This window comes from Marinigracilibium pacificum, from assembly GCF_012926615.1.
Taxonomy (GTDB): Bacteria; Bacteroidota; Bacteroidia; order Cytophagales; family Cyclobacteriaceae; genus Mangrovivirga; species Mangrovivirga pacifica.
On the sequence record NZ_JABBNU010000004.1, the window covers coordinates 250,325 to 264,787 of the forward strand.

A 14,463-nucleotide genomic window follows, 5' to 3' on the forward strand; every position below is an offset into this window, starting at 1 on the left:
TATGAAGAAGTCTTATTTGATTTTCTTGTTATTCACCCTATTGTTTTCCAATATGTTGATGGCTCAACAGTATGACCTGGTCATTCTGAATGGACGGGTCATGGATCCGGAGACGATGTACGATGGCATTGCCAACGTTGGGGTGAAAGACGGGCGAATTGCCGTGATCACCAAAGACAAAATTACCTGTAAAGAAACCATCGATGCCACCGGCCTGGTGGTTGCTCCTGGCTTTATCGACACCCACTTCCACGCACAAGATGCGTTTGCAACCAAGATGGCGGTGGCCGGTGGTGTTACCACCGGTATGGACCTCGAGGCGGGATCATCACGCGTAGGCGATTGGTATGACAGAAGAGCGAAAGAAGGCTGGCAAGTGAACTATGGTACCACGAGTTCCATGCTCTTCGCCCGGATTATGGTCCACGATCCCGAAGTGGACATGAGTGAGATAGTCGACGCCAGAAACGGTCAAGGAATCATTGCAGCAAGTGCCGCGGATGGCGTGCAAGGATGGGCTGTAACCAAAAGTAGCATTGACCAAATGAACCAGATCATGAAGATTTTGGATGAGGACCTTCGTCAGGGAGCCATAGGTATTGGAATCACGTCGGCCTATTTTCAGCGGGGTGTAACCAGCTACGAGCAGTTTTCGGCCCAGCGTACAGCCGGTCGTTATGGTCGGCTTTCATCCGTCCACACGCGGTACCACATTCAGTCGCAGACACCGAACGAGGCAACAATTGCTCTCGATGAAGTGCTGGCCAATGCAATGGTGCTTCGTGCACCGCTGCTCCTTGCCCATGACAATGATTACGGCTGGTGGGAAAACGAAGAAAAGCTGCAGCTGGCTCGTGCACAGGGCTATAATGTATGGGGCGAGTATTACCCTTATGCGGCTGGGTTGACATGGATAAGTGCCGATTTTCTCCGCCCTGAAGTATGGGAAGATATTAACGGTTACAAATACGAAGAAACCATCTTTGATCCGGGAACTTCTAAATTTCTGACCAAAGATGAGTTTCTGGCGATGGTAGAAGAAAAACCTGGTTACAATGTTGTGGTGCACATACCTCCGCGTCAGAAATGGATGAAATACTGGCTGACCATTCCTGAGATGGTCGTAGCATCAGATGCGTCTCCCGGTAATGGTGAGGACGGCAAATTGCTGCCTTATGATGCAGACGTCACGAAATACGCGGGCCATCCTCGCACTGCCAGCTGCTATGCAAAAACCTTAGAGCTGGGTCGGGAACAAGGCGTGCCGCTTATGTTCACCCTGTCGCAATTAAGCTACTGGAACGCGAAACATCTCGGCGATACCGGGCTGGAAGCCATGAAAGAGCGTGGACGCGTACAGGTGGGTAAGGTCGCCGATCTTACACTGTTCAACCCTCAGACAGTAAAAGCAAATGCGACGTACTCGTTTGGTGAAAATGGTCTTCCTCCAACAGGCATTCCTTATGTGATTGTCAATGGAACCATAGTGGTTGATAAAGGAGAGGTACTGCCAGTCAAACCTGGCCAGCCAATACGTTTCCCAGTGGAAGAAAAGGGACGGTTCGTACCTGTGGATTTCAACAATTGGCTTGGGGATTTCACCATTAATGTACCAGACATGCATGAGATGGATGACACAGCTGCACCAAGATTAAAGGAGCAAGATAAAAAATGATCCTAGAGAGCCCAAGCCAAGAATTAGGGATAGATGATAGGTCAAAGACCTAAATCATGTAAAAAACTGTTTGTAAAATATTTTAAAGTAAAATATCATGTTTAAAATAGGTTTAAGAATATCGGCATTATCTGTTCTGTTCTTCGCTTTGAGTTGTTCTGAGATCCAGAATGATAATAATGAGTCAGGCTCGACTTCTTCAAAAAATGACGATTCCGGGGTAATTTATGCCAAACCCGAAAATGTAGCTTCCAATATTCCTTATGAGGAAGTGGCAAGGATCAGTACATTCTTTAATCAACCTGAAAATAAGGTTAAAATTCAGTTTCCAAGTGCTGAAACCGAATATGCCTGGCAGCATTGGTCACAATTTTATCCTACCGCCCCCCTTTACAGAAGCGGACAGGTAAGTGAATTGCCTTATAATATTCATCCTGAAATTGGGGAACTCAGTTTTGTAGGGAGGGACGGAAAAACTGAGACCGTGGATTATCATTTTGAAAACTTCCCGGTTGATGCCATGGTGATAGTAAAAGGTGGAGAAATTGTTTACGAGCGCTACAATACCATGCGACCCGATGATAAGCATATTTGGTTTTCAAGTAGCAAGGTGACTGGTGCTACCATGTTAGCCTTTTTAGAACTTGAAGGAAAAGTTGATGTACAAAAACCCGTGACCTATTACCTCGAAGAGTTAAAAGGAAGTGATTGGGAAACTGTAAAAGTAGTGGAGGCACTTGATATGGCTACCGGATTAAATGGAACGGAACATGACGAACCCAACCATGATCCCAGGACCAACCCGAAACAAATCTGGTTCCGTTGGGCAGCCACTTCAGATGTAGCCATGCTACCAGGCGACATAAGTAAAAACTGGTATGATATTCTGGGAGAAATGAAGCGTGTGAAGCCTGCTTATGAAGCTTTTGAATACAATTCGATTAATACCTTCGTGATTAACCGAATCGTGGAAAAAGTAGGTGGAAAATCTTTGCATGAACAACTAAGCGAACGGATTTGGAGCAAAATGGGTATGGAGCATGATGCTGATTTGCAAGTGAGTCCTAGTGGTAAGACTCTGGGTTTTATTGGAATGAACACCAGCGTAAGAGATATGGCTCGATTTGGTATGGCCTTTACTCCTAGTGGAACTAAGCTAGCCGGAGAGCAAATCATCCCGAATGCTATCATTAAGAAGATTCAGGATACATCGCATTCCGATATGTACGCCACTGCTTTTGCCAGAAAAAAATTCGCGGCATCATTCCCGGATGTTGAAGGATTAGCCAACCGATACCAATGGGATGTCGTGATCCCGAACGGGGATTTCTTTAAAAGCGGCGTGGGAGGTCAGGGCCTTTTTGTTTCGCCTTCAAATGATGCGGTTGCCGCCTGGTTTTGTACCGGAGACGGAAGTAATCAGGAAGAGACTATGGTAAGAGAGATTATCTATAGTCTGGCCGGAAATTAAAACACAACCAATAAATTTCAATAATCATGAAACACCTATCTAAATTTTTAATAATAATATTTATACTAATTGCTCAACCAATATTTTCTCAGGAAGATAATATAGAAAAAGAAAGCGCTGCAGATATCGCTAAAAAACTGGCAAACCCAAATGCAACACTGGGTCAAATGCTCTTTCCAATAGATTATATAAAGTATAATGGAGATATTGACGGTGCAAGTAAACAGCATGGGTTCCTCATAAGTTTCCAGCCATCATTACCCATCCCACTTTCGGAGAGTCTGAACCTGTATGTGAGGCCGTTAATTCCGGTTTATATATCCCAACCCGTTATTGGTGAAAATGGATTCACAAATAAAGCTTCATTTGGAAATATCAGTGCAGACATTGCTGTTGGTAAAACCTGGCCTTCAAAATGGATTACACTAGTTGGTGTTTTTGGTGGCTTTCCGACAGCGTCAGATGAAGCCTTACGGTCAAAACAAATAACAATAGGTCCAGAATTATTGATAGCTAAATTGACTAGTTGGGGTGTTTGGGGAATTATGGTTAGCCATGCTTTGGGAGTTGGAAAGGCCAGTGATCCGGATGTCTCATCATCAACGATCCTGCCTGATGATTATTGGATCACATCGAATGGCTCATCAAATACAAGTGTTACAGCAGGGCAGTACTTCTATACTATCAATCTTGAAAATGGATGGCAAATCACCGCTTCACCAACTTATTCCTATAATCATAATGCATCAGAAGGAAATAAATTTACTTTTCCAATAGGCACAGGTGCGCAAAAAGTTATAATTGCTGGAAAAATGCCAATCAGATTAGGGCTACAATATTGGTATTATATAAGCAGCCCTGAATCTTTTGGACCACAACATCAGGTAAGGTTTACCATAGCACCGGTAATACCACTACCCTGGTGATATTCTTTTTAACAAAATTATAAACTATACAAATTAAATAAATTACATTATGTGGTTTTAACTCTTATACAATGAAGAAATTAATCATCATTATTCTATTTCTCATTATGCAAGTATCGATTATGGCACAGCAATTTGTTGGAGACAATCAATGGGTAGCACCACATGGTGTCGCTACGATAGTCGGTACTGCCGGGCAGGAATATGCTCAGTTTTATGCGATTGCTGCATTGTTTCCGGATTGGGAATTCAACACGCAATTTGTCCATTATTATGATGATCCACGGAGTAATTCGGAATCTTATACTTCATTTTCATTTTTTGTTAAGCATAGGCTTGTTGAAAATGATGCGCAGACTGAAGGTTATTCTGTTTTAGCAGGTTTAGGGTTATTCCCTCAGCATCTGGATGAAGGTGAAGTAACCAGTGAATTCCAGTCTTACTGGGCGATGTTTACAGCAACCTATGCTTTTGCTAATAACACCATACTTTGGGATATATTACCCGGAGCAACAGTGAACTTTGACCACAAACAAACAAAGAAAACAGCCTGGGGATTTACATACAGCACCAGAATCGCAATATATAAAGTCATCCCTCAATCGGCTATAGTTGGAGAAATATTTGGAACAGCTGGAGCAGCTGAATCTCCTGCTTCCTATCGTGCAGGTATTCGCTGGGAAAGCCCAAAACTGGTTGTAGCTCTCTCCTACTCTAATGCATTTAATGGTTCGTATGGGGCAGGATTTGAAATTGGTGCCTTCTTTTTTACGAATCCGCTATTTGGAAAAAACAGGATTCGTAAATAATAATTAAACTCAAATTTCAATTATGATCTATTTGACAAAGAAAATATCCTGAACAAAAATCTTGATTTACACCTGATTTACAATAACTTAATTTTAAATACTTTAAGCTTAAGTTCAGTAAAAACTAGTAATAATTCATATGAGAAACATTAAAAATTAACAAGATGAAATCATTTATACTCATCACAATAATTCTTTTGCTTTTTCCTTATCAAAGCATTTATGGCCAGGATAATTATTCAAAACTTAGGGGAAGTCCGGAGGATAGTTTGACTACAAAAGACTTTCCAGGAGCCTGGAACCTTCCAAATACTGATCTATATCTGAAATTTGGTGGATATTTTAGACTTGATGTAATTTATGATTTTAATGGTGCAGGAAGCCGAAATCAGTTGCTTATGAATCAAATACCTGCAGACAATACTCCGGAGGCATCTGCTGGACCATTTTTTAATATGCATGTCAGAGAAACCAGGTTTAATTTTGATTTAAGAAGAACAACAGACTCACGACGGCCACTTAAGTTTTTTCTGGAGTTTGATTTCTTTGATGAGTCTTTAAAAGCCGGGCAACCCAGGTTAAGGCATGCATTTGTGAAATATGGAAATCTATTGGTCGGACAAACATGGACCAACCTGTCTGATTTAAGGGTTTTTCCATTCATAATGGACTTTTCCGCCGGAGATGCACTATTTGGTGGAAGGACTATTCAAATCAGGTATGAAAAAGAATTTATAAAAAACTGGCAATATGGAGTTTCGCTCGAAATGCCAGCATTAAATGGAATTTACAACCCATTTAATCAGCCAGGAGAACCAATGCCGGTCGTTCCTATTTTCTCAGCCCGAATAACTAATAATCATGACAATGGGATGATTACCCTCGGCGGTCAGATCGAACAGCTTAGATGGGACGGACAGGATCAGGGACCAAATACTACTAGCCCGGGATGGGGTGTAGTGTTTAATGGCCGTCAAACATTAACAAATAACTTTTTTATTACCTGGCACAGTTCATACAATAATGGCATAACCAGACAGATTTTGATATTTGCCGGAACAGATCAGGGTGCTGTGTTAACACAAAATGGAGATATTGAGCTAGAAAATGCAATAACGCTCGCATTTGGAGGTGGATATCAATTAACTAAATCATTATCTACTAATATTGCCTATGCCTACATGGACCGTGGTAATCTGGAATTCAGGCCTGATAATACTCTTGAAAGTGGTGGTATGGGTCACTTTAATTTTATCTGGACTATAGAAAAATTTGCAATGGCGGGCATTGAATATGCCTGGGGAAATATTAATAATCTGGATAAAGCAAAGGGTAATGCTAATCGGTTACAAGCAATGGTGAAGTATTCCTTTTGAAATCTTTAATACTAGCAATTGTTTTTTCATCAATTAAAAAAAATAAAAAAGCATAGCTATTGGTAATAGCTATGCCTAAGGCTTCAATTACGGGATCAGTTATTAAAGAGATATAGTCATTTAATTGATTTTTAGTTGATATTCATTTAAGAATAATTGCTCTAATTCATATTATCTTAATTATTATATATTTCACTTATTGATTCATCAAATATCTAATTACTGATATTTATTATATATTGAATCAAGTTTTCCCAGTCTTCAGGATAATCTACTGTATATTTGTAAACATTGTCGTCAGATGCAACCAGCAGTCCATTCTTAAGTTTAAATTTGTTTATGCTACATTTGACTGATGAAATATTCTTTAAAAATATAGATTTTATTTCCAGTCCATTATGCAAAAAGAGCAACCGTTTATTAGTTAAAGCTAATTCTCCTAATAAAACTATCCCGAAACGGATGTAACCAGACTTTCCATTAATTATAATGTATTCATTATCTAATAGATTTTTCACCACATCTACATCTACATTATAAAACTTAAATCTACTTTTAAACAAATCCCATATCATGTTGCTTTCTTTTAAGTTCCAAGGACCAGAATTCAGACCATTCCATCATTCAGGAATAAAATGCCAGAGCTGAATTTGCTCCGGCATTAATTAAGGCAATTAATCAATCAACTTATTTGACTATAATCTTAAATCTCCTTTCTGGTAAATGATCTGTCTTTAAAATACAGATGTATATGCCAGCAGCGATATTGTTAAATCGTAAATGTTCGGTATGATCACCCGGAATCACACTATACCTGTCAATTCTATCCATTAACTGACCATTGTAATCATATATTTCAATGCTAACATTACTCTCCTCTTCAAGCTGGTAGTATAATTTAGCTGACTGATTAACTACAGGGTTTGGATACAGTAAAGCAGGCAATCCTTTTTCTACTTCTCCAGGGTTTAATCCATCAGTCACACCACCAACCTTTGATGGGTCATCAATAACCACTACATAAACGATATGTAAAACAAAACCGTCTTCCCTTCCATCATCGGCAGCAAATACCAACTGACCAGTACCTACTTTTAATGGATTAAGATTGATGAACTGTTGCCCGATTGCCATATCAACAATCTCAGGAGAATAATTACCAGCAAATAATTGTAAATTATCGCCATCATCATCAGAAAACAGATCCATTGGACTTAATGTCAAGGCACGATTTGAATCAGCAAGGTTTAACGTGATCACCTCGTATTCCATATTAAATACTGGCGGTCTGTTTTTATCAACAACATGTATCCGGACAGTATCAATATATGCATTGCCCATTGCATCTGCGAATTTTACTTTCAAATCATGGTGCCCACTACTTTCATAATTTGTGTGTACCGAGAGTTGTGCAGTATTCGAACTCGTTTGGGTAAACTCATATTCCAAACCAACAGGAGCTTCGATAAGTGTAGCAGTAGCAGATTCGCCTTCCGGATCATTAAACAGGTAATTAAATACTTTAGATTCTGTCTCAACCATCTGGACAGTATCCTCATACATATTTGGATAAAAGTCCAGTTCCGGAGAACCATTTACATTCAAATTAATGCTGGCTTCTTGCAAAGGTGTATACTGATCATTTGATCGAATTAACAATTTACCCAAATGACTACCTCTTCCTGCGACTTCTGCATCTATTGTTGCTGTCACTTCGATACTTTCTCCGGCTGCAAGTGTGCCTGATCTGGCATCAGTTGATAACCAATTATCTTTACCGGACGATGTTAACGCCCTGATTTTGTATACCGATTGGCTGAAATTATTCTCTGACCAATAATGATTCCCATCCGGTCGAAAATTGCCTGAAAAACTATTTTTGTAAACTTCAGGATCGTCAGATTTCTCAATTCCAATATAACGATTCGGATATTCAGGAGTATGCTCCGGTAAGGTGATAATTACATAGAATGATTCTCCTTCAGGTATAAAAAATGGTTTTTCTAATGGGAAATAAATCCAGTCCTCATAAATTTCATCGACAACAAACTTTTGCTCATAGACTTTTCGTCCATCTTGCGGCATATCTCCACCGACGTAAACTGAAATCAGGATATACCTATCTTTACCAAAGATATTTGTATAGGTCTTAACATGTGTAAGATTAAACCCTCCATCAGGAGATGTGAAACGATTTGCATAAACATAATGACCATTCGTTGTGAACGGAACAAATACACTAATGTCTTCGTTTTGAAATTCCAAACTTAAAGAGTCTACAGCTATTCTTTCAATGACATCGTAATTGCCGATTACTTCCGATTCATATGTCTCGAGCGGAAATGGGGCTACCTCTGGTAATGTTGCCGGTATCAGATTAAACTTCAGAGTTGATTCACTATTATTATCGATACTGAATGTATAATTTTCCTTGGTTGTATTCGATAAATTATAAGTCTGATCAACTGCCGTCCAGCTAAAAATTGGAGAGTCAACCAGCTCACAAGATATGATCGTTTCTCTTGTACTAAAGTTTCCGGAAAAAACAACTTTGCCAAGTACATCAAGCTTTTGTGATATAGGAAACTCGACAAATATGGTGACTTCTTCAGCCGGATTGATTAAAATATCATTAATTAAACTTCCGGAGACACTTTTTACAATTTTTATACCTTGTTCATTATATAGTGTCAGGCTTTCGAGTCCTTCTGATTTTATGTTACTAATTGCTAATACATCCATTCCAGTATTTTTTAAAATGACTGGCTCTCTAATTGCTAACGGACCGGTATAAATCTTTTCAAGAACCTCGATATTGTCTGTTGGTGATAGTTCAGGCATCCCGCTGATATTAATTTCAACCGGAATTTCTATTTGCTCATTCGTAACACTATTAGTAAAGATCCTGACCGTATCATTGTAAATACCTGAGTATAGGATATCGTCCGATTTAACTGTGAGGTTAAATTCTTTCTGAGCTTGATTTTTAACCAGACTGTGTTGTGGTGGAATATACTTAAAAGTGGATGAATCAGATACATTTGCCCAACGCACTATAAATACATCCTTACCTTCTGTAATCAATTCTTTTCCATCGGGACTAATGATTCCATAATTCATTTCAGCTCCCCATCCGTCAATATCAAGGTAGCGGAAGATAATTTCACCATCACTATTAATTTCTGCCTGGAAAGTCACATCACCCGGGGTTTGCGAATCATAGAACCCCTTCAATTTTGTCCATTGCACAATTAATTTATCATCTTCTATATGATAATTTATACTTGAACCAATTGGAGAGATTCTCAATTTTGCCCAAAATGGAGCCATCACACCATAAAATTCAATTCCTGGAAATACCCTGATTTGTGATGGCTCGGTTTGGTCCATGATAGACAAATACCCGTTTCTTCCAATCCAAACAGACTCATATTTATTTCCAAAAAATGGAAATTCGAATGGTAACTCTAATTTCGATGTGTTTTCATTATCAAAATCTATTTTCCCTTCTTTAAGATCCAATGACTCCCAACTATTGGCTATCATTGAGCTATCTGATGTTAACAGATTGTACCCATAATTTGTCTGACCAGCTATTGGTACATTGCCGACAGCAATTCCTGAATCCAAATCGGAAACAGAAGCTAAAGCACTATTGATTGCTCTTACCTGTAAATCTTTATCGATTGTAAGGTTGGTAATATTAAATGGGATTGTTTTCTCTTCACCCGCAATTAACGAAACTGAAACTGGGGTCTGCAAATCAGTTATATAATTCACATCGCCAGTTCCTTGAGCTGTAACAGCTACCTGCTGAGACGGGAAATTGTCATACGATAAGCTCAATGTCCCAACAAAGTTCCCCACACTACCCGGAATAAACTCAATTGGAATCATCATTTTGGAATTTCCTTCAATAATTACCGGTGTTGCAAAAGCAACTGGTACAAATTCTGGTTGATCACTAATCACTGAATTTAAAGTAACAGGATTAGCACAAGTATTTGTTATCTGTAAATATTGAACTAGAGAAGACCCGACAACTATAGCACTATCATATGCTAAAGCTTCTGGTACTGATATATTTACACATCCTGTGACATTTATAGTTACCGGAATTGAATCAAGTTTAGAGGAGGTATTATTTGACACATAAATAAAGTCGTTATATGATCCTGCCTGCAAACCATGAAAAGCCGGGTCGACAGCAAATGTTACTGTTTCTGATTTACCTTTTTGGATTGTTCCGTTTAATGAACTCGTCTCTGAAACCATCGTAACCCTCCTGGTAGGATTAAATCGAATCACCATATCATTTTTAAGTATCTCCGGATCTTCAAATTCTTTGACAATGATATTATCAACGATCTCAATACCTACTAAAACTGTTCTGGATTTGGTATCTGAAGCTACTCCTTGAATATCCTTGTATCGGTATTCAACAGTGCCATCTCTAAATAATACAATTTGATATTCTACTGTCTCTCCAGTTTTGAAATACCCTTTTTCTCCATAGCTCCATACTTCTGCATTGAAACTAACTACCAGTCGGTCACCAAAAGAAAAATATTGAAACGTTTTATATTGTAAGGACTTACCATCAATCTTGAAAGGAATAAATGCGGCATATCTTAGTACTGCCAGCTGCCCCAGCCTGTTTACTTCTACCTCTTCTATGTATTGGTCAAAATATGGGAATTTGAATCCAATAGGTATGATTGTGGTATAATTTATAGATTCAACAGTCGTCCCGAAAGATGAAATATCATCCCAAATACCAGCAGCAGGTCCATTAACATCATCAGAGGTTTTGAAAGTGTAATTTACTTTTTTAACTAATTCACCAGATCTCTTCTTGACCAGACTATAATCATTTAAATCATAGATAAGTTCGACATTATCTGTTGAGGAATTAGTAATAGTCAAGCTCAATTCTGCCTCTGATCCATATTCTACATCAATAGTTGAAGATGCTAAAGCCAGGCTCATAGATGGCTCATTTTCACTGATTATGCGGAGATTATATTCAAAATCTCCTTCGTCGGTATGCAGTGTAAGTGTTTCATTTATCAATCCTGAACGAATGGGTTTATAGGAAAATTCAAACAATTCACTATTTTGTGCTTTAACTAAAACCGAATCTGTCAAATTGACTGTAGCACCACTTGAGCTAAAAGTATACCCTCGTATTGTAGCGTTTCCATACCCACTATTCTCAATATCAAACTGCAATTCATTATCCACATTGACATAACCTTCGAAATCTAGTGTTTCTGAATTATTCAGCTTCGGCTTATGCCCTTTCACTAGTAGCTTTAGTTCAATATTATTTATTGGTTTGTGAATATCATTTGTATAAATTCCGATTGATGCCAGATGATTACCATTGGTTAATGCATTGGCATCAACAGTAATGTTTACATCCTGATTAGAGAATTGAGGAATTTCTCCCTGATTGGGATCAAAAAACACATAAGATCCATCATCACCAGTACTAAACGCACGCAGCATTGGAATCACAGGCCTTAAGGCTAATGATGTTGCCCAATCATAGGTTCTTCCATTATCTTTAGATTGTAAAAAGTGATCGTACAATTCATCATCAGCGGCAAATTGAAGCACCATTGGGTATAACATTTCTTTAGGGTAATGAAGAACCACCCAAAAACTTTCATTATCTTGAAACTTCTGAGGTTTATATAAAGGAATCCGATAATACTTTAAAACATTAGTTGTATCAGGATAATATTCCTGCATATAAACAGTTTCGGCTTTAGACAAATCTTTTCTTGACCCACGTTTGATCTCAACAACAATCGGATGCTTATTTGTTTCTGGTATTAATGCAACTTCAAGGTGAGTTAAATTTAATGCATAGTCATACGGCACATCAAATCGACTCGCAAATATCAATCCGGCATTCGTATTTCCTGAGCCAGCTAAAAATGCCGGCGGAGTACCATTCTCATACGAAATACCAGCAATAAATTCAGGAGAGTCATTTTCCCAATGTTCAGTTGACGCTAACGCACTTTGTGATACTTCCTCACTCGTTAAGTATTTGATTGGCTCAAAATCAACTCCATCTTCAATTGAAGATATTGATGCATCTGCTAATCCTTCTTTATAATATATTGTTGCATCAACTTCTGCTGTTTGAACAATCTCTGGTTCCCTGAAATAGGTTTCATTAGAAATTGCAGTCTCCCAATAGATTATTCCCTCAGAAATATTAGAAAAACTTATTGGTACATTCGTTAATGGAGATTCATTTACATCAATTTCTAAAGTAATGCTTTCCACAGAGGACATAAAATGTGGTTCACTAGAAGTGGTTGCTTTCAGGATATTTGAAATTTCAGAAATGTTTTCAAACTGGTCCGCAGATTTCACTGCAAAATAGTAATCTGTTTCTTTGAACAACCCTCCAATGTTAATGTTAAATTTCTCTCCGGTTTCTTTATTATTTTGAATTAAAAACAAAACCTGATTATCAAAATTTGCTGCATTTATCGGCGATTCGCCCACAGCCAGGTAATAACTGGACGGACTAAACCCATCTTCATCATCCGGGACAGTCCATTCCAGCCTGATTTCATTATGAAATGTCTCAGCAGCAATAAGATCTGTTATCGGATTTGGCGGTATTCTATTGTCATCAACCAATGATTTAGCTGCATTAAGAATACCCTTACCATACTTATTGTTATGTTGAAATTTAAACGGAACAGTAGAATTCAATAAAATTCTACGCAGATCGTTGGGAGTAAAATTGTCTCCGCCAAATTTTGAAATCACTAAAGCAGCAACCCCTGAAACATGCGGACAAGCCATTGAAGTACCATCCATGTATCCATATTGATCTCCAACTAACGTACTTAATACAGCTGCTTCATCTCCAAAATTAAAGCTATCCCCGCCAGGTGCAGAAATATCTATCCAGTTACCAAAATTTGTATAGGGAGCGGGAAATCCGGTTGGACCAGTTGAAGAAACCGCCACAACTTCTTCAAAAGCCCCCGGATATCGAATAGATTCAATGGCACTATTTCCTGAGGCAAAGAACAGGATTCCTCCCTTCATTGGGCTCCCTTCATATTGACCAGCTTCGGCAATAAAATATCGGATAGCCTCTAATACTTCAGGCTCGTAATAATCATCCCGGTTATACCCCCAAGAATTTTGAGAAATAATAGCTCCATTATCTGCACCATACACGATGGCTTCGGCAAAATTAAGGCCTCCATTGTTTCTGGTATCAAAAACCTGAGTTGACATTAATTTAACGCCATTTCCAGAACCATTTCCACCGGCAACACCAGCAACTCCGATACCATTGTTATTGACAGCACCGACGGTACCTGCTACGTGAGTACCATGATCTCCCGGGGTTATCGGGCCATAAACATTAAAATTATAGCCATAAAAGTCATCGATATAACCATTTCCGTCATCATCAACTCCTTCTTCACCGTTTAGTTCAGCCTCATTTACCCACATATTGGCTTTAAGATCTTCATGATTGAAATCTACTCCCTGATCGACAATGGCTACAATAATATCAGAGCTACCTGAAGTTATTTCCCATGCACTAAAAAGATCGATATCAGAACCATCTTCGCCAAATCTTCCATCATTTTCATAATGCCACTGATCAGTTAGTAAAGGATCATCAAAATTTTGTTGTGATAACTCATTATACGCAGAAATATTATTTTTCGATTCAGCCCTAAAGATCACAGGCTGCTTATCTCCATCAATCCTTGTTTTTTTATAAACAGGTTTGATGATATCAATCTCTGCAAGACCTTCATAATAGCTGATTACTTCTGCGGGACTTTGAGCACTATCAAATTCCACTTCATACCATAAATGCAGATTATATTTCCTGTGTTTCGCCTCAAACTTCGGCGAAAAAGGAAAAACACGTTTAATTTTCGTAATTCCTACCGATTTACTTACTGCATCAACACTCTGTATACCAACCTCATCAGTATCTTCATATACAGGGGTTAATCTGGCATTAGCCTGGTTAGTAAATGCGGATTCTTTAAACTTTATCCTCACCTTTCCACTTACAACAGCATCTGGTTCTTCATATCCACTTTGCGCATTAATGGAATATGTGCCAATTATGCTGAAAAAAAACAGGATAATGTATGTTATTTTATTCATAATAATATCTTTTTCGATCGTAAAATCTAAC

7 protein-coding genes are annotated in these 14,463 nt (G+C 38.5%); 5 read left to right on the forward strand and 2 right to left on the reverse strand.

Going from position 1 to position 14,463, the window contains the following annotated elements:
• The first annotated feature begins 1 nt into the window (after position 1).
• The 5 genes from HH304_RS07905 to HH304_RS07925 all read left to right on the forward strand — a co-directional run bounded on the left by HH304_RS07905 (position 2) and on the right by HH304_RS07925 (position 6,257).
• The gene (locus HH304_RS07905) at positions 2-1,675 is read left to right on the forward strand and encodes an amidohydrolase family protein (protein ID WP_169679921.1); all 1,674 of its coding nucleotides are present in this window, start codon (positions 2-4) and stop codon (positions 1,673-1,675) included.
• Between the two features lie 97 nt (positions 1,676-1,772).
• Entirely contained in the window at positions 1,773-3,146 is a 1,374-nt protein-coding gene (locus tag HH304_RS07910; protein ID WP_169679924.1) for a serine hydrolase domain-containing protein, read from the forward strand.
• Between the two features lie 26 nt (positions 3,147-3,172).
• On the forward strand, positions 3,173-4,072 hold the full coding sequence (locus HH304_RS07915; RefSeq protein ID WP_169679926.1) for a hypothetical protein: 900 nt from the start codon (positions 3,173-3,175) through the stop codon (positions 4,070-4,072).
• Between the two features lie 71 nt (positions 4,073-4,143).
• The gene (locus HH304_RS07920; RefSeq protein WP_169679931.1) at positions 4,144-4,881 is read left to right on the forward strand and encodes a hypothetical protein; all 738 of its coding nucleotides are present in this window, start codon (positions 4,144-4,146) and stop codon (positions 4,879-4,881) included.
• 164 nt (positions 4,882-5,045) lie between these two features.
• Positions 5,046-6,257, forward strand: a complete 1,212-nt coding sequence (locus tag HH304_RS07925) for a DcaP family trimeric outer membrane transporter (protein WP_169679933.1) — start codon at positions 5,046-5,048, stop codon at positions 6,255-6,257.
• Positions 6,258-6,472: 215 nt separating this feature from the next.
• On the opposite strand, the gene HH304_RS07930 is transcribed toward HH304_RS07925, so the two are convergent.
• Complete coding sequence (locus HH304_RS07930; RefSeq protein WP_169679935.1) at positions 6,473-6,832, reverse strand: hypothetical protein; 360 nt, start codon at positions 6,830-6,832, stop codon at positions 6,473-6,475.
• 112 nt (positions 6,833-6,944) lie between these two features.
• The gene (locus HH304_RS07935) at positions 6,945-14,432 is read right to left on the reverse strand and encodes a S8 family serine peptidase (protein WP_169679943.1); all 7,488 of its coding nucleotides are present in this window, start codon (positions 14,430-14,432) and stop codon (positions 6,945-6,947) included.
• Positions 14,433-14,463: the final 31 nt, after the last annotated feature.

Bases quoted from the DNA above. Each gene is read 5' to 3' on its own strand.
- HH304_RS07905 (WP_169679921.1), top strand. From the start codon at position 2: ATGAAGAAGTCTTATTTGATTTTCTTGTTATTCACCCTATTGTTTTCC.
- HH304_RS07910 (WP_169679924.1), top strand. From the start codon at position 1,773: ATGTTTAAAATAGGTTTAAGAATATCGGCATTATCTGTTCTGTTCTTC.
- HH304_RS07915 (WP_169679926.1), top strand. From the start codon at position 3,173: ATGAAACACCTATCTAAATTTTTAATAATAATATTTATACTAATTGCT.
- HH304_RS07920 (WP_169679931.1), top strand. From the start codon at position 4,144: ATGAAGAAATTAATCATCATTATTCTATTTCTCATTATGCAAGTATCG.
- HH304_RS07925 (WP_169679933.1), top strand. From the start codon at position 5,046: ATGAAATCATTTATACTCATCACAATAATTCTTTTGCTTTTTCCTTAT.
- HH304_RS07930 (WP_169679935.1), bottom strand. From the start codon at position 6,832: ATGATATGGGATTTGTTTAAAAGTAGATTTAAGTTTTATAATGTAGAT.
- HH304_RS07935 (WP_169679943.1), bottom strand. From the start codon at position 14,432: ATGAATAAAATAACATACATTATCCTGTTTTTTTTCAGCATAATTGGC.